The sequence below is a fragment of the Bradyrhizobium sp. USDA 4516 genome, assembly GCF_054055915.1.
In genome coordinates this window covers 3,586,644-3,607,213 of record NZ_JBSRXT010000001.1, presented here as the reverse complement: position 1 = coordinate 3,607,213, position 20,570 = coordinate 3,586,644, and the positions used below count along the sequence as shown (strand labels likewise).

Below are 20,570 nucleotides of genomic sequence, written 5' to 3'. Positions count from 1 at the left end.
TTGTGTCAGGTATGATCCAGCCATGCGCGCGAGCCGGCTGTTTTCCATCCTCACCACCCTGCAGGCGCGGGGGCAGGTCACCGCGCCTGAGCTTGCGGAGGCCTGCGAGGTTTCGGTGCGCACGATCTACCGCGACATCGACGCGCTCGCCGCCGCCGGCGTTCCCGTCTATGCCGACCGCGGTGCCGAGGGCGGCTATCGCCTGCTCGACGGCTATCGCGTCCGGCTCAACGGCCTGTCGCAGGGCGAGGCCGAGGCGCTGTTCATGGCCGGTCTCCCGGGGCCCGCCGCCGCGCTTGGCCTCGATGCCGCGATGGTGGCGGCGCAGACCAAGCTGATGGCGGCGCTGCCGGAGAACCTGCGGCCCAACGCGAGAGGGATGCAGCAGCGCTTCCATCTCGACGCGCCCGGCTGGTTCGGCGAGACCGAGGAGCCGGAGCATCTGCGCGCCATCGCCGGCGCCGTGCTGCGCGAGACCATGCTCGAGATCCGCTACCAGAGCTGGAAAGCCGAGAAGCGGCGGCGCGTGGCGCCGCTCGGCCTCGTGCTGAAGGGCGGCAGCTGGTATCTCGCCGGCCTCGTCGACGGCAATGTGCGCACCTACCGCGTCGCGCGCGTACTGGATTGCACCGCGCTGGAGACGCCGTTCGCGTGGCCGGCGGAGTTCGACCTCGCCGCCTATTGGCGCGCCTCGATCGAGCGGCTGGAGGCCGAGCTGCATCCGAACGAGGCCACGGTGCGGCTGTCGCCGCTCGGGCTGAAACTGTTCGATGCGCTGGCCCACCCTTACGTGAAGGCGCGGATGCGGCTCACTGATGGCACCGACGCCGACGGCTGGCGGCTCGCCACCATGCCGGTCGGCAAGACGGTGTGGCATGCGGCGACCGAGCTGCTGCGGCTCGGCGCCGAGGCCGAAGTGGTCGCGCCGTTAGAGTTGCGCGAGAAGATGGCCGAGCTGACGAGCGCGATGGCCGCGCGCTATGCCGACGCGCCAGCCCGCCGCGCGGTGGCGGGACGCTGAAGCGTAATGAGATTGGGTTGAGCAGGAGCAGTGCGCTCCCTCGCCCCGTTCTTACGGGGAGAGGGTTGGGGTGAGAGGCTGTCTCCGCGCATACGGTGATAGCTGCGCTTGCTGAGCCCCCTCACCCGGAACGCATCTAACGATGCGTTCCGACCTCTCCCCGCGCGCGGGCGAGGTGGAGCAGAGTCTGCGGTTCGCTGCTTGCTAGTAGCGGCTGTCGGAGCTGATCACGAAGCGGTCGAAAAAATTGACCGGCAGGATCTCGAACCGCTCCAGCGTCAGCGTAATCCCGGTCACGAAGTCGACGCCCTTGATCGTGCCCTCAAGATCGATCCGCCGGCCGCGACGCAGGCCGCGGGTTTCCGGATGTTGCTCGATGTCGATATAGGCATAGATCGGATTGTCGAGCCGCGAATGGCGATGCCAGCCGCGTTGCAGGAAGCTGAATTGCAGCACCGAGCCCGCGCCCCAGTCGATCGCGTCGAAGAAGCGGGTCTTCCAGGCAACGCCCTGTCCCAGGTAATGCGCGGCGATGAACGCGTCGCGCTCGAGTGCAGGCAGACGGTGCAGCTGCCAGCTGATCTCAGCCGGCGTCAGGGAGGCGTTATTCGCCATTTTTGTTCTTGTCGTTTCTTTGTAGCTTTTCTTGTCCTCGGCGGGGAGTGAACCGACCTTCCCGCCTTGAGGAAATTATACATCGACGAATGTGACAGTGTCTTCCACGGTCGCGCGCGACGTGCGGTAGCTGTTCACCTTTTGCGCGTGATCCGCATAGCCGAACGAGATACCGCAGACAACCCGGCGATCGTCGGCCAGGTTGAAATGACGACGGATCAGCCCGGAATGGCGCGCGATCGCCGCCTGCGGGATGGTGCCGAGCCCGAGCGCCTGCGCCGCCAGCATGAAGTTCGAGACATAGCCGCCGCAGTCGATCGCACCATAGATGCCGAGCGGCTCATTGGTGTGGATCACGGCAATGTGCGGCGCGCCGAAGAAATTGTAGTTCTCCAGCGCCTGTTTTGCATAGGCCGCCTTGTCGCCGCGCGCGATGCCGAGCGTGTTGTAGAGCTGGAAACCGCTTTCGCGGCGGCGCTCCAGATAGACCCCGACATATTCGCGCGGCGGCGTGAAGTCGTAATCCTCGCCGAGGCCGCGCGACGCCTCGGCATAGATCGCCTTGCGAAACCGCTCCTTGGCCTCGCCGGAGACGATCAGCACCTGCCAAGGCTGGCTGTTGCACCAGGATGCGGTGCGCTGCGCGGTCGACACAATGTGCTCGATGACCTCGCGCGGCACCTCGCGCGGCTGGAACGCGCGCACCGAGTAGCGCTCGTTGAGCAATTCCTCGAGCGCGCCGATACGGTCCTCGGTCGCGTAGCGCGGGTTCGGTGTCTTCGCGTCCATGATATATCCTCTTTTTTCGTCATTCCGGGGCACGCGAAGCGTGAATCCGGAATCTCGAGATTCCGGGTTCGATGCTTCGCATCGCCCCGGAATGACGACTAACCACCCCGCCCCTTGGTCGGGATCTTGTTGTAGGGCACATCCTTGTCGACGCGAATGTCGCCGGGCAGGCCCAGCACGCGCTCGGCGATGATGTTGCGCAGGATCTCGTCGGTGCCGCCGGCGATGCGCATCGAGGGCGACGACAGCAGCATCTGCTGGAACTGGCCGTTGGCCTGCTCCTCATCGGTGCCGGTGAGGCTGCCCGCCGCGCCTTCAAGGTCCATCGCATAGGTCGCGATATCCTGCAGCATCAGGCCGGAGACGAGCTTGCCGATGGAGTTTTCCGGGCCCGGTCGCTCGCCCTTCGACAGCGCCGAGATGGCGCGGTAGCTGGTGTATTTCAGCCCGCTCGCCTTCACCGCCCAGCTCGCAAGTCGGGAGCGCACCGCCGGATCGTCGATCGCAAGACCGTCCTCCAGCATCAAATTGGAGCAGAACTCGAACATCTCGGGCACGCCGGTGGCGAGCCGCGCGCCGATCGACATGCGCTCGTTCATCAGCGTGGTCAGCGACACGCTCCAGCCCTCGCCGACCGCCCCTAACCGCTGGCTGTCCGGGATTACGACGTCGGTGAAATAGACCTCGTTGAACTCCTGCATGCCGTTGGCCTGCTTGATCGGCCGCACCTCGACGCCGGGGCTCTTCATGTCGAGGAAGAACATCGTGAGGCCCTTGTGCTTCGGGACATTCGGATCGGTGCGCGCGATCAGGAGGCCGTAGTCGGAGTAATGCGCGCCTGACGTCCAGATCTTCTGGCCGTTGACGACCCAATTGTCGCCTTTCTTCTCGGCGCGGGTGCGCAGCCCCGCGACGTCGGAGCCGGCCGACGGCTCGGAGAACAGCTGGCACCAGATCTCCTCGCCGGAGGCGAGCTTCGGCAGATAGCGGCGCTTGGCATCCTCGCTGCCCCAGGCCATCACGGTCGGGCCGCACATGCCCTCGCCGATCTGGAACGGCTGGGTCAATTTGCCGTAGACGCCCTCTTCCTGCTGCCAGATCACGCGCTCGATCGGGGTGGCGCCGCGGCCGCCATATTCCTTCGGCCAGTGCAAGCAGGCCCAGCCGCCCTCGGCCTTCTTCTTCTGCCAGGCCTTGCCGACCTCGACCATGTCGTGCCTGGCGAGCCTGATACGGCCGAGCGACGACTTCGAGAGCTCCTCTTCGAACTCCTTCGGCGCATTGGCCGCGATCCAGTTGCGGGCGATGGCGCGGAACTCGGCTTCCTGCGGCGTGTCATCGAAATTCATGGCGGCTCCTTTTCTTTGTCATTCCGGGGCGCGCGCAGCGCGAACCACAGATGCGCGGTTGCGCATCGGGGAATCTAGAAGTTATGTCGCTCGAGTTCCGGGTTCGCCGCTTCGCGCCGCCCCGGAACGACGGTTAAGCTCTTCCCTTGGTCGGGATCTTGTTGAAGGGGACGTCCTTGTCGACCCTGATGTCGCCGGGCAGGCCCAGCACGCGTTCGGCGATGATGTTGCGCATGATCTCGTCGGTGCCACCCTCGACGCGGGTGCCCGGCGCGCGCAGCAGCATCGCCTGGAATTTGCCGGCGACCTCGGCATCCTCAATCCCGTTCAGCGCGCCGGCCGCGCCCTGCAGATCGAGCGCATAGGTCGCGACGTCCTGGATCATCGAGCCGGCGACCAGCTTGCCGATCGAATTCTCCGGTCCCGGACGCTCGCCCTTCGACAGCGCCGAGATCGCGCGCATGCTGGTGTATTTCAGCCCGCTCGCCTTCACGGCCCAGTTGGCGAGCTTGGAGCGCACCGCGCGGTTCTCGATCGCGGGGCCGTCCTCCAGCATCAGGCTGTTGCAGAAGTCGAACAGCTCGGGAAAGCCGGTGGCGACACCGGCGCCGATCGACATCCGCTCGTTCATCAGCGTGGTCAGCGACACGTTCCAGCCGTCATTGACATTGCCGAGCCGCTGCGAGTCCGGAATGCGCACGTCGGTGAAATAGACCTCGTTGAAGTCGGAGGCGCCGCTCGCCTGCTTGATCGGCCTGACCTCGACGCCCGGGCTCTTCATGTCCAGGAAGAACATGGTGAGGCCCTTGTGCTTGGGCACGGTCGGGTCGGTGCGGGTGAGCAAGATGCCGTAGTCGGAATAATGCGCGCCCGAGGTCCAGATCTTCTGACCGTTGATCACCCACTCGTCGCCATGCTTCTCGGCGCGGGTGCGCAGGCCGGCGACGTCGGAGCCGCCGGCCGGCTCGGAGAACAGCTGGCACCAGATCTTCTCGCCGGAGGCAAGCGGCGGCAGATATTTGCGCTTCTGCTCCTCGCCGGCGAACGCCATCATGGTCGGGCCGCACATGCCGTGGCCGATGATGAACATCGAGCTAAGGCGGCCGAACGGGCCCTCCTCCTGCTGCCAGATCACGCGCTCGATCGGCGACGAGCCGCGGCCGCCATACTCCTTCGGCCAGTGCAGGCAGACCCAGCCGGCATCGGCCTTCTTCTTCTGCCAGGCCTTCGCGACCTCGAGAATGTTGGCGCCCTTGAGCGCAACACGGCCGAGCGAGGCCTTGCGCAGCTCGTCCTCATGTTGCTTCGGTGCATTGGCCGCGATCCAGGCTTTCGCCTCGGCGCGGAATGCGGCCTCCTGCGGGGTGTCATCGAAATTCATGGTGGCTTTCTTTCCGTCATTCCGGGGCGATGCGCAGCATCGAACCCGGAATCTCGATTCCCAACCTCTGGATTCCGGGTTCGCGCTACGCGCGCCCCGGAATGACGAATCGTATCGTTACGCCGCGTTCTTCTTGCGCATGCGGTCGATCAGCGCGTCTTCCCAATAGGACAGGCTGCCGAGACCGAGCGCCACCGCATTGGCGCGGCGGTAGTACATGTGGCAGTCGAACTCCCAGGTGAAGCCCATGCCGCCATGAACCTGGATGTTGTTTTTGGCGCAGTGCTGGAACGCCTGCGTCGCGCTGATGCGCGCAGCGGCGGCGGCTTCCGGCAATTCGCCGGCATTGGTCGAGAGCGCCCAGGCGCCGTAGTAGCAATTTGAGCGCGCCAGCGTCGCCGACACATACATGTCGGCCAGCATGTGTTTGACCGCCTGGAACGAGCCGATCGGCCGGCCAAAGGCAATACGATCAAGCGCATAGTCGCGGCCCATCTCCAGCGCGCGGTCGGCGCCGCCGACCTGCTCGAATGCCGTCAACACGGCCGCGCGATCCAGCACCTGGGAGATGACGCTCCAGCCCTCGCCGGTAGCGCCGAGCGGCTCGGCCTTCGCATCCTTGAAGGTGAATTCGGCCTGGCCGCGGGTCAGGTCGATGTTGGTGAGCGACTTGACCTCGACGCCGCCGGCCTTGAGATCGACGATGAACAGGGAAATATCGGACTCGCGTCCGCTCGAGCCGGTGCGCGCGGCGACAACGGCGAAATCGGCGATCGCGCCATCCGGCACCGGCTTCTTGACGCCGTTGAGCACGCCGCCATTGGCCGTGAGCTTGATCGCTTTCGGCGACGGGTTGCCCTTGCCCTCGAACAGCGCCAGCGCGCCGATGGCTTCGCCCGCGGCGATCTTCGGCAGCCACTTCTGCTTCTGCGCGTCGCTGCCTGCGATCAGGATCGCTTCGGCGGCGAGATAGACGGTGGAGGAAAACGGCACCGGCGCCAGCGCGCGGCCCATTTCCTCCGCGATCACGCAGAGCTCGAGATGGCCGGCGCCCGCACCGCCGAACTGTTCCGGGATCGCAACGCCAAGGAAGCCCATCTCGGCGAGGCCCTTCCACAGCGCCTTGTCGTAAGGCGCCTTGCCGTCGAGCACCTCGCGCACGGCTTTCGGCGGGCACTGTTCGCTGAGGAATTTCCGCGCCTCGTCGCGCATCTGCTTCTGTTCGTCGGAGAAATCGAAATTCATGGCGCTTACCTTTTCTTGCTGTCATTCCGGGGCGATGCGCAGCATCGAACCCGGAATCTCGACGTAAGGAACCTCTGGATTCCGGGTTCACGCTTCGCGCGCCCCGAAATGACGCGTTTGCTTTCGTAGGATCAGTTCAAGATGATCACGTCGTCGCCGGGCTTGCCGGCATACAGCTTCTCGACCAGTGCGGCGCGGCGTTCGAGGCCGGCGCGCTGGTTGATGTAGCCCTTGTCGGTGAGCTCGTTGCCGTCGATCGACGGCGGCTCGACCATCAGCATCGCACGCGCGATACGCATGCTGCTGCCGGTGGTGGACGCATTGTGCGCCTGCAAACACTTCTTCAGGCAGGCAAGCACTTCGGGATGCCGGATCACGTCCTCGTAGCTGGCATCGGCATTGCCGACGAGCTGGCGGCAGGCGTGCAGGTTCGGCCAGCACAGCAGGCCGATGAACTCACGGTCCTGCCCCGCAACCAGCGCGTCATGCACGACCGGCGTCGCGGCTGATATCGCATCGGTGCGCAACGAGCCGACATGCACGAACGTGCCGGTGGTCAGCTTGAAATCCTCGACCACCCGGCCGGCAAAGATGATGCCCTGCAGCGGGTCTTCGGGGTTCACGAACACGCCGGCATCGCCGATGCAGTAGAAGCCTTCCTCGTCGAACATCTTGGCCGTGAGGTCCGCCTGGCCGAAATAGCCTGGCGTGACGTTGACGCCGCGCAGCCGCAATTCATATTTCGAGCCGCACGGCACCATCTTCAGCTCGACGCCAGGGAACGGCAGGCCGATCAGGCCGACGCGCTCGGTGTCCCAATAGGTGCCGGTCGAGGTCGGCGCGGTCTCGGTCGAGCCCCAACCGGTGTAGAACACGATGCGCTCGCCCGTGGTCTTCACCGCCAGCGCCTGCATGCGGTCATAGAGATCGTCGGGCAGCCGGGCGCCGCCATAGGCCATGATCGAGAGGTTCTTGAAGAAGCTCGCGCACAGCGCCTCGTCCTTCTCCATCGCGGCGGCGAGCGCCGCATAGCCGGCCGGCACGTTGGCGTAATAGGTCGGCGACACCTCGCGCAGGTTCCTGATGGTCTCCTCGAGCTGGCCCGGCATCGGCCGGCCGTCGTCGATATAGAGCGTGCCGCCATCGACCAGCACCGGATTGAACGCGGCGTTGCCGCCCATGGTGTGATTCCACGGCATCCAGTCGAGCACCGTCGCGATCGGTCCCTCCGTTTCACGCGGGCGCACCTGCATCATCATCGCCGCGTTGGCACACATCATCTCCTGGGTGTTGATGACGGCCTTGGGCATGCCGGTCGAGCCCGAGGTGAACAGCAGCTTGCCGACGGTCCTGGGCGTGATCTTCGCGATGGACTCGCCGACCGCAGCCGTCACCGGCGTTGCCGCGAGGTCGGCAAAGGCCGCGCTCCTGATGCCCTCGCAGGGACGCAGGACGTGGACGACCGTGATGCCGGTGAGATCGATCGCTTTGAGCGCCTTCTCGAAAGTCGGGCCGTCCTGCACCATCACGACGGCCGGCTTGATCAGGTTGAACAGGTATTTGAGCTTGAGATGATCCTGGCTCATCAGCGAATAGGCCGGCGACACCGGCGCGGCCGGCAGCCGCGCCTGCATCGCGGCCTGCGTCATCAGCGCGTGCTCGATAGAATTGCCCGAGAGGATCGCGACGGGCCGGCCGTCGCCGACGCCGAGATCGAGCAGGCCTTGCGTCAGCGCATCGACGGTGCGCTTGGCTTCACCATAGGACACCTTGCGCCATTGCCGGTCGGGACCACCGCGTTGCGCGAGCCAGATCCGCTCCGGCGCCTGCGCCGCCCATTTGGCGAGATAGGCCGGAATATGCGTCTCGTAGGCCTGGAGCGGAATCCGCGACTTCAGGACGACGGTGCCGTCACCGCGCCGCTCGACCGCGATGTCACGTGCGAGCCAATCCACCTTGCGAAAGGCAGGTTTCGTCAGCATCGCCGCGTCTCCATCCATTTTGCGTCTCCCGGAATTCTTGTCCTTTTGAGGATCTGTTCTCAGCGCCTGATATAGACAGGCTTTCGTTTCTCGAGAAAGGCCCTGATGCCTTCCTGGAAATCTTCCGAGCGGCTGCACAGCACCTGATTGCGATCCTCCATCGCAATCACGGCCTCGATCGAGCCGGCATCGACGCTCATGTTGATGCATTCCTTCGAGAGGCGGAGACCGACCGGCGAGGCCGTCATCATCGCCTCGACATAAGGATTGGCCGCAGCATCAAGATCGGCGACCTCGACCACCTCGGACACCAGGCCGACCGCAAGCGCGCGGTCGGCATGGATGAAGCGCCCGGTGAGGATCAATTCGGACGCAACCGACACACCGACGAGGCGCGGCAGGAAATAGCTGGTGCCGATATCGCAGCCGCCGAGACCGAGCTTGATGAAGGCGCAATTCATCCGCGCGTTCTTCGCCGCGATGCGGATGTCGGCGGCAAGCGCCAGCGCGAAGCCGCCGCCGGCGGCCGCGCCCTGCACCAGCGCGATGATCGGCTGCGGAGCGCGCCGCATCAGCATCACGATGTCGGCGATGCGCCGCTGCGAGTCCAGCGACTCCGTGACGCCGGGCGGCTCGGTCTGTCCACCACGGCGCGCCATCGCGTGCTTGAGATCGAGCCCGGCGCAGAAATTCGCACCGGCGCCCTTCAGCACCACGACGCGGGTGTCGCGATTGCGCTGCAGGCCCTGGAAATAGACGTTGAGCGCGTCGATCAGCGAAGGGTCGAGTGCGTTGAGGCTCTCGGGACGATTGAGCGTGACCCAATCGACCCCGTCGTGATGTTCGATCAGCAGCGGCTGAGACACGCGCATGGTCCTCCCGACCGTCGTCCCGGCCAAGCGAAACGCGAGCCGGGACCCATAACCACAGGCTTTTGTTGTTTTGCGCGGTGTCTGCCAGCTTGCCTGTTACAGACGCCGCGGAGTATGGGTCCCGGCTCCAGCGCGCAATTGCGCGCAAGGCCGGGACGACAGCGGAATTCGCCGTTAGCGCGGCGCCATGCGGATGGCGCCGTCGAGGCGGATGGTTTCGCCGTTGAGCATCGGGTTCTCGACGATGTGGACCGCGAGATTGCCGTATTCCGAGGCATCGCCGAGGCGGGCCGGATGCGGCACCTGGGCGCCGAGGCTCTTACGCGCTTCCTCGTTCAGACCCATCAACAGCGGCGTCAGGAACAGGCCCGGCGCGATGGTGTTGACGCGGATCTTCAGGCTGGCGAGGTCGCGCGCAGCCGGCAGCGTGAGGCCGACGACGCCGCCTTTCGAGGCGGAATAGGCGATCTGGCCGATCTGGCCTTCATAGGCCGCGACCGATGCGGTGTTGATCGCGACGCCGCGCTCCTCGCCGATCGGGGCTTCGGTCGCCAGCCGCTCGGCGAACAGGCGCAGCACGTTGAAGGTGCCGATCAAATTGACGTTGATGATGCGGACGAACTTTGCCAGCGGATAGACGCCGTCCTTGCCGACGATGCGCTGCGAACCGCCGATGCCGGCGCAGTTCATCAGCACGCGCGCGATGCCGTGCGCGGCCTCGGCCTTGGCGATCGCAGCCTTGATCGCGTCCTCGTCGGTGACGTCGGCATGCAGCGCGACGCCCTTCACCTCGGCGGCGACTTTCTCAGCGTTTTCCTTGTTCTGGTCGATCACGCCGATCTTGGCGCCCTTGGCGGCCATGGCGCGCGCGGTTGCGGCACCAAGGCCGGAGCCACCGCCGGTGATGAGAACGGCAACGTCTTTCAACTGCATGGATACAACCTTTCCTTGGGCGTTTCTTCTCTAGACTCGAACTTTGTTATCCGGCGGCGACTGCTGCCGTTTCCTTATCGGGATTGAGCACGCCGCCGAAGATCAAGGCTTCCATGTGCTTGATGTAATCGCGGCAGACCTCGTCGGTGACCGGACCGACGCCGACCGCGCGCGACATCGCGTGGCGGCCGAAGAACAGATGATCGCAGGCGCCGATCAGGCTGGTGTAGAACAGCACCGGATCGATCTTGCGGAATTCACCGGCCTTGATGCCTTCTGCGAGCAGCCGGCGGTGAAAATCCAACAGCGGCGCGACGAAGAATTTCGACACCTCGTTCGCAGCGGCAGGCGAGCTCTCGTGCAGGAGATAATGGATCAGCCGGTTCATATAGGGGAACTGGTGATAGGCGCGGATGATGCCGCCGATATGCAGCCGCAATTTTGCGGACGGCGTGATCGGTTGGCTGATGAGATATTCGAGTTGCGATATCTCGGTGGCGGCGTCGCGCGCCAGCAGCGCCAGCAACAACCCGTCCTTGTTGCCGAAATGATATTTCACCAGCGCGGCGTTGACGCCCGACTTCTGCGCGATGTCGGACAACGAGACCTCGATCGAGGCGCGCTCGATCATCAGCTCACTGGCCGCAACCAAAAGCTTGTCGGCGGTGGCATTTTTGCCGGCCGGAAGTTTCGTCGGTACGCTGGTATTCAACTGCGCTCTGGTCCCGCTCTGTGTCAGGGGGTCGACGGTAAATCGAGGCCGCACATAAGCCCATGGCGGGGCCGCACTCAAGAGTTAATTGATTGATTGACTAAATGCTGAGCCACCCCTTAAATCCGGCCCAACTTTCAGACCGCCCAATCCGGAAACATCAGGGAGATCAGACATGGCCGAGGCATATATCGTCGCCGCCGCTCGCACCGCGGGCGGCCGCAAGGGAGGACGCCTCGCCGGCTGGCATCCGGCCGATCTGGCCGCGACCGTGCTCGATGCGCTGGTCGAGCGCACCGGCGCCGACCCGGCGCAGGTCGAGGACGTGATCATGGGCTGCGTGATGCAGACCGGCGAGCAGTCCACCAACATCGCGCGCAACGCGGTGATGGCCTCGAAGCTGCCGGAGAGCGTGCCGGCGACCTCGATCGACCGCCAGTGCGGTTCCTCGCAGCAGGCGCTGCACTTCGCGGCGCAGGCGGTGATGTCTGGCACGATGGACTGCGTGATCGCCGCCGGCGTGGAATCGATGACCCGCGTGCCGATGGGCCTCGCCTCCTCGCTGCCCGCCAAGAACGGCTTCGGCCACTACAAGAGCTCGGGCATCGAGGCGAAGTATCCCAACATCGTGTTCAGCCAGTTCACCGGCGCGGAGATGATGGCCGAGAAGTACGGCCTGTCGAAGGACGAGCTCGACGAATACTCCTATAACAGCCATCAGCGCGCGATCGCGGCCACGCAAGCCGGCCACTTCAAGGACGAGATCGTGCCGGTCAAGATCACCCGCGCCGACGGCTCGACCGACACCCATCACATCGACGAAGGCATCCGCTTCGACGCCAGCCTCGACGGCATCAAGGGCGTCAAGCTGATCGCCGAGAACGGCAAGCTCACCGCGGCGAGCGCCAGCCAGATCTGCGACGGCGCCTCCGGCGTCATGGTCGTCAACGAGAAGGGCCTGAAGGCGCTCGGCGTCAAGCCGATGGCGCGCATCCATCACCTCACCATGATGGGCGGCGACCCCGTGATCATGCTGGAAGCGCCGCTGCCGGCAACCCAGCGCGCGCTGCAGAAGGCCGGCATGAAGATTGACGACATTGATCTCTTCGAGGTCAACGAGGCCTTCGCCTCGGTGCCGACCGCTTGGCTGAAGACCACCGGCGCCGATCCGGCCCGGCTCAACGTCAACGGCGGCGCGATCGCGCTCGGCCATCCGCTCGGCGGCAGCGGCACCAAGCTGATGACGACGCTGCTGCATGCCCTCAAGCAGCGCAACAAGCGCTACGGCCTGCAGACCATGTGCGAAGGCGGCGGCATGGCCAATGTGACGATTGTCGAGCGGCTGTAAGAAAAGTCCGCATCAGCGGCCACAACAATGATGTCGTCCCGGCGTAGGCCGGGACCCATAACCACAGCCGTTTGTGGTTAGGCGCGGCTGGGGCCACAACTCAGTCCAACAAGAAAAATTGGTGGTTATGGGTCCCCGCGTTCGCGGGGACGACCACTATTGATGCTCCGAGGAAACACAATGACCCATCCGTCGATCCACGCGCGCACCCATCCGAACAAGATCGCCTATCAGATGGCGGCGTCCGGCAAGGCCATCACCTATCGCGAGCTCGACGAGCTTTCGAACCAGGGCGCGCATCTGTTCCGCTCGCTCGGCCTGAAGGCCGGTGACCACATCGCGCTGCTGATGGAAAACCGGCTCGCATTCATGGAGATCTGCTGGGCAGCGCAGCGCTCGGGTCTCTATTACACGGCGATCAGCCGCTATCTGACGGAAGAAGAGATCGCCTACATCATCAAGGACTGCGGCGCGAAGGTGTTCATCACCACCCCGCAGTGCGCCGACAAGGTGAAGGGCCTGATCAAGGGCGAAGCGGGCGAGCCGCTGTTCTACATGATGGACGAGCCCTCGCCGGGCTTCCGCTCCTACGACAAGGAAGCCGGCGCGCAGCCGACCACGCCGGTTGCCGACGAGGTCGCCGGCTACGACATGCTGTATTCCTCCGGCACCACCGGCCGACCCAAGGGCATCAAGAAGCAGTTCGAGGGCAACCGGATCGACGTGCCGAACCCGTTCCTGCGCATTCTCACCGCCGACATGTGCGGCATGAATGCCGACAGCATCTATCTGTCGCCGGCGCCGCTCTATCACGCGGCCCCGCTGCGCTTCAACATGATGGCCACCGTGCTCGGAGGCACCTCCGTCATCATGGAGCATTTCGACGCCGAGGAATTTTTGAAGCAGGTCGAGAAGCACAAGGTGACGCAGTCGCAGCTGGTGCCGACCATGTTCGTGCGCATGCTGAAGCTGCCCGACGAAGTGCGCGCACGCTACAAGGTCTCGTCGCTGAAAGGCGCGATCCACGCCGCGGCGCCCTGCCCGGTCGACGTCAAGGCCAAGATGATCGAATGGTGGGGACCGATCCTGATCGAGTATTACGCCGGCTCCGAAGGCAATGGCGTCACGGTCTCGACCTCGCAGCAATGGCTGACCCACCGCGGCACGGTCGGCCGCGCGGTGGTCGGCAAGGTCAAGATCCTCGACGAGAACGACGAGGAAGCGCCGACCGGCCAGATCGGTCAGGTCTTTTTCGCCGACGCGCCGGCGTTCTCCTATCACAACGATCCGGAGAAGACGAAGAAGGCCTACAACACCAAGGGCTGGTCGACGCTCGGCGATGTCGGCTACCTCGACGAAGAGGGCTTCCTCTATCTGACCGACCGCAAGAGCTACATGATCATCTCCGGCGGCGTGAACATCTATCCGCAGGAGACCGAGGACGTCCTGATCACGCATCCGGCGGTGTCCGACGTCGCGGTGTTCGGCGTGCCGAACGAGGAGATGGGCGAAGAGGTCAAGGCCGTGGTGCAGCCGCACGACATCACCAGGGCCGGCAAGGAGCTCGAGGCCGAGCTGATCGCGTTCTGCCGGCAGCATCTGTCGCCGATCAAATGCCCCAAGAGCATCGACTTCGAGCAAGAGCTGCCGCGCACGCCGACCGGCAAACTGGTGAAGCGCCATCTGCGCGACCGCTATTGGCCGAAGGTGCCTGCCAGGCCGTGACCGCGGTTCGCCGCTCCCCGGAGGGGCCGTCGTCGCGCCGCGGCCAAAATATCGAAAACAACCCCATGCAAAGGAGCTGGCGGCTGCCCGCGTTCGACAAGGCAGCTTGACACGTCGGGCAACTCAGAGATAGATTTCCAATATTCCGAAATAGTGTAAACGGTCCGGGGGAGGATGAAGAGCGCACGCGGGACGCCGCTTGCGCGCACCCCGCCGACCTACAACTCCGCCGCCGGTTCGCACGCGGCAGACGCCGCGGCGCGCAGATGCAGTTGGCCGTGCTTGCCATTTGCCGTGGTGGTCCACTGCGCATCGATCTGCTGAAAATCCTCCGACAGCTTGCCGCGGTGGCTGCCCTCGGTCTCGAACGATCCACTGTCGTCGGGCGACCGCTCAAACAGCTCGACCTCGAGATCGGACAGCCGGATGAACATCTGCACGCCGATCTTGGTTACGTGACCGCCGACCTCGTATGACCCGCAGCCGCGCGCTTCCGCGTTCTGCTCGTTCAGCGCTTGCACCTTGTCGAAGGTGATGACGAGGTGCTGCACCGTCGTGTCACCGTCCCACAGGAATTCGCCGATATAGGCGTGCGGCAGTCTTTCGGTCAGTTGCTTGATGTCGGCGGCACGCACGGCCGATGCCAGCATCAAGCTTGCGGCCACGACCGTCAGACCGAGGCGCGACATCGAGCCGGTCAGCTCTGCAATCCTGGCGTGGCGCATGCGGTATGCATCCCCTGGGCAAAGTTGCTATCGTGAAACAATGGCCGCCAGCATACAGCGAAATGCGCTGGTTGTGCGGCGATGCCAAACAGGTGATCTCCGATGCCAGCCCTCCCCGACATCCCGCTGCCCTCCACCATCCGCTCGCGTTATGTCGACGGGATCAACGGCCTGCGCATGCATGTGCTGGAAGCGGGCTTCGAAACATCCGGCCGGCCCTGCCTGTTGCTGCTGCACGGCTTTCCGGAGCTGGCGTTCTCCTGGCGCAAGGTGATGCCGAAGCTCGCCGCCGCCGGCTATCATGTGATCGCGCCGGACCAGCGCGGCTATGGCCGCACATCAGGCTGGAGTGCGGAGTATGACGGCGATCTTGCGTCATTCCGCCTGCCCAATCTGGTGCGCGATGCGCTCGGGCTGGTCGCTGCGTTCGGCTACAAGCACGTCGATGCGGTGATCGGGCACGATTTCGGCTCGTCGGTTGCGGCGTGGTGCGCACTGATCCGGCCCGACGTGTTCCGCGCGGTGGTGATGATGAGCGCGCCGTTTTCGGGGCCGCCGTCGCTGCCGTTCAACACCGCGAGCGCGCCGACAAAGCCAGCGACCGACGACCCCGTGCATCGCGAGCTCGCCGCGCTGCCGCGGCCGCGCAAGCACTACCAATGGTACTATTCGACGCGCCCGGCCAGTGACGACATGCATCGCGCGCCGCAGGGCGTGCACGACTTCCTGCGTGCCTATTACCACCACAAAAGCGCGGACTGGAAAGACAACAAGCCGTATCCGCTGCAATCCTGGTCGGCAGGCGAACTGGCAAAACTGCCGACCTATTACGTGATGGATATCGCCAAGGACATGGCCGCGACCGTCGCCGAGGAGATGCCGTCACGCGAGGCGATCGCCGCCAACACGTGGCTGCCGGATAGCGAGCTCGCATATTACAGCGCCGAATATCAGCGGACCGGATTCCAGGGCGGGCTGCAATGGTATCGCTGCGGCACCTCGGGGGCGTTCGTCCCGGAGCTACAGACCTGGAGCGGCCGCACGATCGACCAGCCGTCGGCCTTCATTTCGGGCAAACAGGATTGGGGCACCTATCAGCGGCCTGGCGTGTTCGAGGCGATGCAGACGAAAGCCTGCACCAACATGATCGGCTGTCATCTGGTCGACGGTGCCGGCCACTGGGTGCAGCAGGAGCAGCCCGATGAGGTGAGCCGGCTGCTGCTCACATTCCTGCGAGACGCCGGCGCACAGCGCTAGATTCCCTTTCGGCCGTCGCGTCGCATCCCGTTGATCTCAGGCGTTTTCTTCGCTCAACCCGCGCGGCTTGCCGGTGCTGCAACAGCGAATCCGGGCCGATCCGGATTTGACCCGGCGCCGGTGCAACCCTATAGTTTAGAACTATTCTAATTTTAAACTCTGTGAACAAGGCGTTGCCGTGAAGAACTTTGCCGATCTGACCGAGCGCGAGGTGCTGGCGGTCGCGATCGCCTCCGAGGAGGAGGACAGCCGCATCTACATGACGTTCGCGGAGGATCTCGCCGGGCGCTATCCCGATACCGCCAAGATTTTCGAGGAGATGGCCGAGGAGGAGCGCGGCCATCGCCACCGACTGCTGGAAACCTACGAGCAGCGCTTCGGGGCGCATCTGCCGCCGATCCGGCGCGAGGACGTCAAAGGCTTCCTGCGCCGCCGCCCGATCTGGCTCACCAAGAACCTGCCGCTCGACACCATCCGCAAGGAAGTCGAGACCATGGAGTTGGAAGCCGAGCGCTTCTATGCCAAAGCCGCCGAGAAGGCCGAGGATGTCGGCGTGCGGCGGCTGCTCGGCGATCTCGCCGAGGAGGAGAAGGGCCACGAGAAGCTCGCGGTGAAGCTGACCGGCGAGATCCTCAAGCCGGACGTGCGCGCCGAGGAAGACCGCACGCGGCGGCGGATGTTCGTGCTGCAATATGTGCAGCCGGGTCTCGCCGGATTGATGGACGGCTCGGTCTCGACCCTGGCGCCGCTGTTCGCCGCCGCCTTCGCAACGCATCACAACTGGCAAACCTTCCTGGTCGGGCTTGCCGCCTCGATCGGCGCCGGCATCAGCATGGGCTTTGCCGAGGCGCTGTCCGACGACGGCTCGCTGACCGGCCGCGGCTCGCCCTGGCTGCGCGGCCTGACCTGCGGCTTGATGACGACGCTCGGCGGGCTCGGCCACACCATTCCCTATCTGGTGCCCGATGCCTGGCCGAACGCATTCTGGATCGCGACCGCGATCGCCGGGATCGTGGTGTTCTTCGAATTGTGGGCGATCGCCTTCATCCGCGCGCGCTACATGGACACGCCGTTCCTGCAGGCGGTATTCCAGATCGTGCTCGGCGGCGCGATCGTGCTCGCGGTCGGCATCCTGATCGGCGCGGCGTAGCAACGGTTCAATTCTCCCTCTCCCCGTTCTTACGGGGAGGGTTGGGGTGAGGGGCCATATCCACACGTAACGCAAGTCGACGTACCTGTACCCCCTCACCCGCCGCGCAAGCGCGCGGCGACCTCTCCCCGCAAGCGGGGCGAGGTAGAGCAGAGCAATTCCGATCAAACACGGCGACAACGTCACGGCTACAGCGCTTGCGGGCGGCAGCCAAACTGCCCATCATCGCGCCAACAACAAACCGGGAGCACGCCGTGGCCAAATCGCAATACAGCTTCAAGACCGCCGTCGAATTGTCGAAGGCGCTGCGCAACAAGCAGGTCTCGGCGGTTGAACTCGCACAGGACGCGATCGGCCGCATCGAGCGCCACGACGGCAAGGTCAACGCGGTCTGCGTGCGCGACTTCGAGCGCGGCCTCGCCGCTGCGCGCGCTGCGGATGCCGCGATCGCGCGCGGCGAGCACAGGCCGCTGCTCGGCATCCCCATGACGGTGAAGGAATCCTTCAACGTCGCCGGCTTGCCGACGACCTGGGGCTTCCTGCCGCAAAAGGATTTTGTCCCGACCGAGGACGCGCTGTCGATTCAGCGCGTGAAGGACGCCGGCGGCGTCATCCTCGGCAAGACCAACGTGCCGGTCGGGCTCGCCGACTGGCAGAGCTACAACGAGATCTACGGCACCACCAACAATCCCTACGACCTCGGCCGCACACCGGGCGGCTCCTCCGGCGGATCGTCGGCGGCGCTCGCCGCGGGCTACGGCGCGCTGTCGCTCGGCTCCGACATCGGCGGCTCGCTGCGCGTGCCGGCGTTTCATTGCGGCGTCTATGCGCACAAGCCGACCTTCGCGCTGCTGCCGTCGCGCGGCCACACCGCGCCGCCGGCGCCGCCCATCATCTATGAGCGCGACCTTGCGGTAACCGGCCCGATGGCGCGCGGCGCGACCGACCTGTCGCTGCTGCTCGACGTGATGGCGGTTCCCGATCCGCTCGATGCCGGCAAGGCCTATCGCCTCGACCTGCCTGCGGCGCGCCACGCCAGCCTGAAGGATTTCCGGATCCTCGTCATCGACACCGATCCGGTGTTGCCGACCGACAAGGCGGTGCGCGGCAGCATCGACAAGCTCGCCAGCCACCTCGACAAGGCCGGCGCAAAGATATCGCGTTCGAGCCCGCTGCTGCCGGATTTCGCGGCGTCCTCGCGGCTCTATATGCGGATGCTGCTGTCGTTCCTCGCCGCGACCTTCCCGCCGGAGGTCTATGCCGGCGCCTGCGCGGCGGCGGCCGCGCTGCCCGTCGGCGACACCAGCCTGCAGGCCGAGCGGCTGCGCGGCATCGCGCTCAGCCACCGCGACTGGGTGCAGGCGACGGTCGCCCGCTCGCGGTTGCGCGCGCAATGGCGCGAGCTGTTCAAGTCGTTCGACGCGGTGATCTGCCCGATCATGCCAACGCCGGCCTATCCGCACGATCATGAGCCCGACCAGGAGCAGCGGCGAATCCTGATCGACGGCGAGCCTTACATCTACACCGACCAGCTCGCCTGGCCCGGCATCGCGACCCTGCCCGGCCTGCCTTCGACTGCGATCCCGACCGGCTTTGCGCCCGACGGATTGCCGGTCGGCGTGCAGATCGTCGGCCCATGGCTCGAGGACCGCACGCCGCTCAAGCTCGCCGAGCTGATCGAGCACGAATTCGGCGGCTTCGTGCCGCCGAAGATGTTCGATGATTAGGTGCTGGAAAAAACCGTCATTGCGAGGAGCGAAGCGACGAAGCAATCCATATCTCAACGAGCGGCGAGATGGATTGCTTCGCTGCGCTCGCAATGACGGACAACAAAACCAGGGAGAAGGCCAATGAGCAACGATCTCGAGGAGCTGACAAAGCTCAACAAGGACTACGTTGACTCCGTTCAGAACTGCGACGTCAAGCGCTTCGACGAAATTCTGGCGCAGGACTTCTACTGCACCAATCCCGACAAGAGCCTGGTCGACCGCGCTGCCTTCCTGAAGCAGACCGCGATCCCGGTGAAGATCAAGGGCCTGAAGGCCGAGGACGTCAAAATCCGCATCCTCGGCGATTTCGCCATCATCCACGCCCAGACCAGCTACACCAACGCGGACGGTGAGCCGGCGCACGGCCGCTATACCGATTGCTGGGCGCGGCAGAACGGAAAATGGCGCGCGGTATCCGCGCATGTCGCGCGGTGAGCGATTCAGGTGTCGTCCCGGCGCAGGCCGGGACCCATAACCACCGCAGCTTGTGGTGAGTAAAGAAAGTCGTCCACCCACGTGCCCAAAGCGAGGCCGCGGCGTATGGGTCCCTGGCCTACGCCGGGACGACACACGCTCAGCTATCAAACATGATCACGCTGCGCAGCGTCTTGCCGGCTTTCATGTTGGCAAAGCCCTCGTTGATCTCGGAGAGCTTCAGCTTGGCCGAGATCCAGTCTTCCAGATGCAGCTTGCCGCGCATGTAGAAGTCGACGAGGCGCGGCATGTCGACGCGGAAGTGGTTGGAGCCCATCGACGAGCCCTGGATGCGGCGCTCGCGCAGGAAGTCGAAGCCGTGCAGCTCGATCTTCTGGCCGAACGGGATCATGCCGACGATGGTCGCGGTGCCGCCCGCCGCCAGCATGGCGAAGGCCTGCTCGGCGGTGTCCTTGCGGCCGAGCACCTCGAAGGAGTGCTGCACGCCGCCGCCGGTGAGCTCGCGCACCTGCTGGACCACGTCGCCGCGGGCCGGATCGACGATATCGGTGGCGCCGAGCTTGGTCGCAAGCTGCAACTTGGCCGGATTGGTATCGATCGCGATGATGCGGCCGGCGCCGGCGATCTGCGCACCGTTGATCGCGGCCATGCCGACGCCGCCGCAACCGATCACAGCCACCGTCTCGCCGGCGGTCACCTTCGCGGTGTTCACCACCGCGCCATAACCGGTGATGACGCCGCAGCCGATCAGCGCGGCGAGATCGAGCGGCATCTCCTTCTTGATCTTCACGATGGCGTTCTCGTGCACCAGCATCTGCTCGGCGAACGACGACAGATTGAGGAACTGGTTGAGCTTCTCCTTCCTGCCCCATGACAGGCGGTTGGAGGCGCCGGGCAGCATCTTCACCGTGGTGTCGGTGCACAGCACGGTGCGGCCGGTGGTGCAGTTGTCGCAGGTGCCGCAGAACACCGACAGGCAGGTGACGACGTGATCGCCGGGCTTCACGTAATTGACGTCGGAGCCGACCTTCTCAACCACGCCGGCCGATTCATGGCCGAGCACCGCCGGCAGCGGATGCGGATAGAGGCCTTCCATGAAGTGCAGATCGGAATGGCAGAGGCCCGCGACCGCGGTGCGGATCAAGACCTCGCGCGGCCCCGGATTGGGCACGCTGACATCCTCGATCACCAGCGGTTGATTGACTTCATGCAGGACGGCGGCCTTCATCGGGGTCTCCCTTGACGTTTTTGATTGTTTGAAA

General features: G+C 64.9%; 18 protein-coding genes. 7 read left to right on the top strand and 11 right to left on the bottom strand.

Annotation, left to right across the window (positions count from 1 at the left end):
- Positions 1-22: 22 nt before the first annotated feature.
- Entirely contained in the window at positions 23-1,021 is a 999-nt protein-coding gene (locus ACVI1L_RS16545; RefSeq protein ID WP_456783311.1) for a helix-turn-helix transcriptional regulator, read from the top strand.
- A gap of 204 nt (positions 1,022-1,225) precedes the next feature.
- Here ACVI1L_RS16545 and ACVI1L_RS16540 read toward each other — a convergent pair whose 3' ends face one another.
- The 9 genes from ACVI1L_RS16540 to ACVI1L_RS16500 form a co-directional block, all read right to left on the bottom strand.
- Positions 1,226-1,636 (bottom strand): hypothetical protein, encoded by a 411-nt coding sequence (locus ACVI1L_RS16540; protein ID WP_057016276.1) that lies wholly within the window; start codon positions 1,634-1,636, stop codon positions 1,226-1,228.
- A 75-nt stretch (positions 1,637-1,711) separates the two neighbouring features.
- Positions 1,712-2,425, bottom strand: a complete 714-nt coding sequence (locus tag ACVI1L_RS16535) for a nitroreductase (RefSeq protein WP_168858638.1) — start codon at positions 2,423-2,425, stop codon at positions 1,712-1,714.
- A 98-nt stretch (positions 2,426-2,523) separates the two neighbouring features.
- Entirely contained in the window at positions 2,524-3,774 is a 1,251-nt protein-coding gene (locus ACVI1L_RS16530; RefSeq protein ID WP_057016278.1) for an acyl-CoA dehydrogenase, read from the bottom strand.
- Positions 3,775-3,907: 133 nt separating this feature from the next.
- The gene (locus ACVI1L_RS16525; protein WP_456783310.1) at positions 3,908-5,155 is read right to left on the bottom strand and encodes an acyl-CoA dehydrogenase; all 1,248 of its coding nucleotides are present in this window, start codon (positions 5,153-5,155) and stop codon (positions 3,908-3,910) included.
- A 117-nt stretch (positions 5,156-5,272) separates the two neighbouring features.
- Positions 5,273-6,400 carry an acyl-CoA dehydrogenase family protein gene (locus ACVI1L_RS16520; RefSeq protein WP_456783309.1) on the bottom strand — a complete coding sequence of 376 codons (1,128 nt, stop codon included), beginning with the start codon at positions 6,398-6,400 and terminating at the stop codon, positions 5,273-5,275.
- Between the two features lie 131 nt (positions 6,401-6,531).
- The gene (locus ACVI1L_RS16515; protein WP_456783308.1) at positions 6,532-8,400 is read right to left on the bottom strand and encodes an AMP-binding protein; all 1,869 of its coding nucleotides are present in this window, start codon (positions 8,398-8,400) and stop codon (positions 6,532-6,534) included.
- Between the two features lie 41 nt (positions 8,401-8,441).
- A complete protein-coding gene (locus tag ACVI1L_RS16510; RefSeq protein ID WP_168858655.1) occupies positions 8,442-9,248 on the bottom strand; it encodes an enoyl-CoA hydratase/isomerase family protein in 807 nt (268 codons plus the stop codon).
- Between the two features lie 180 nt (positions 9,249-9,428).
- Positions 9,429-10,187 (bottom strand): SDR family NAD(P)-dependent oxidoreductase, encoded by a 759-nt coding sequence (locus tag ACVI1L_RS16505; RefSeq protein WP_016847447.1) that lies wholly within the window; start codon positions 10,185-10,187, stop codon positions 9,429-9,431.
- Between the two features lie 46 nt (positions 10,188-10,233).
- Positions 10,234-10,899 carry a TetR family transcriptional regulator gene (locus ACVI1L_RS16500; RefSeq protein ID WP_057016282.1) on the bottom strand — a complete coding sequence of 222 codons (666 nt, stop codon included), beginning with the start codon at positions 10,897-10,899 and terminating at the stop codon, positions 10,234-10,236.
- 175 nt (positions 10,900-11,074) lie between these two features.
- On the opposite strand from ACVI1L_RS16500, the gene ACVI1L_RS16495 reads away from it, so the two are divergent.
- Both ACVI1L_RS16495 and ACVI1L_RS16490 read left to right on the top strand, forming a co-directional pair.
- Positions 11,075-12,247 (top strand): acetyl-CoA C-acetyltransferase, encoded by a 1,173-nt coding sequence (locus ACVI1L_RS16495; RefSeq protein WP_456783307.1) that lies wholly within the window; start codon positions 11,075-11,077, stop codon positions 12,245-12,247.
- A gap of 180 nt (positions 12,248-12,427) precedes the next feature.
- Complete coding sequence (locus ACVI1L_RS16490) at positions 12,428-13,972, top strand: acyl-CoA synthetase (protein ID WP_168858641.1); 1,545 nt, start codon at positions 12,428-12,430, stop codon at positions 13,970-13,972.
- 218 nt (positions 13,973-14,190) lie between these two features.
- On the opposite strand, the gene ACVI1L_RS16485 is transcribed toward ACVI1L_RS16490, so the two are convergent.
- Entirely contained in the window at positions 14,191-14,697 is a 507-nt protein-coding gene (locus ACVI1L_RS16485; RefSeq protein ID WP_229193324.1) for a hypothetical protein, read from the bottom strand.
- A 102-nt stretch (positions 14,698-14,799) separates the two neighbouring features.
- Between ACVI1L_RS16485 and ACVI1L_RS16480 the strand changes: the two genes are divergently transcribed.
- The 4 genes from ACVI1L_RS16480 to ACVI1L_RS16465 all read left to right on the top strand — a co-directional run bounded on the left by ACVI1L_RS16480 (position 14,800) and on the right by ACVI1L_RS16465 (position 19,308).
- Complete coding sequence (locus tag ACVI1L_RS16480) at positions 14,800-15,954, top strand: alpha/beta hydrolase (RefSeq protein ID WP_057016286.1); 1,155 nt, start codon at positions 14,800-14,802, stop codon at positions 15,952-15,954.
- Positions 15,955-16,132: 178 nt separating this feature from the next.
- Positions 16,133-17,104, top strand: coding sequence for an iron exporter MbfA (mbfA, locus tag ACVI1L_RS16475; RefSeq protein ID WP_057016287.1), 972 nt, complete (start codon positions 16,133-16,135; stop codon positions 17,102-17,104).
- Between the two features lie 254 nt (positions 17,105-17,358).
- Positions 17,359-18,831, top strand: a complete 1,473-nt coding sequence (locus tag ACVI1L_RS16470) for an amidase (RefSeq protein WP_456783306.1) — start codon at positions 17,359-17,361, stop codon at positions 18,829-18,831.
- A 123-nt stretch (positions 18,832-18,954) separates the two neighbouring features.
- Positions 18,955-19,308: a nuclear transport factor 2 family protein gene (locus ACVI1L_RS16465; RefSeq protein ID WP_057020071.1), complete on the top strand. Its 354-nt coding sequence runs from the start codon at positions 18,955-18,957 to the stop codon at positions 19,306-19,308.
- Positions 19,309-19,447: 139 nt separating this feature from the next.
- On the opposite strand, the gene ACVI1L_RS16460 is transcribed toward ACVI1L_RS16465, so the two are convergent.
- Positions 19,448-20,536 (bottom strand): Zn-dependent alcohol dehydrogenase, encoded by a 1,089-nt coding sequence (locus tag ACVI1L_RS16460; protein ID WP_018269116.1) that lies wholly within the window; start codon positions 20,534-20,536, stop codon positions 19,448-19,450.
- Positions 20,537-20,570 lie beyond the last annotated feature (34 nt).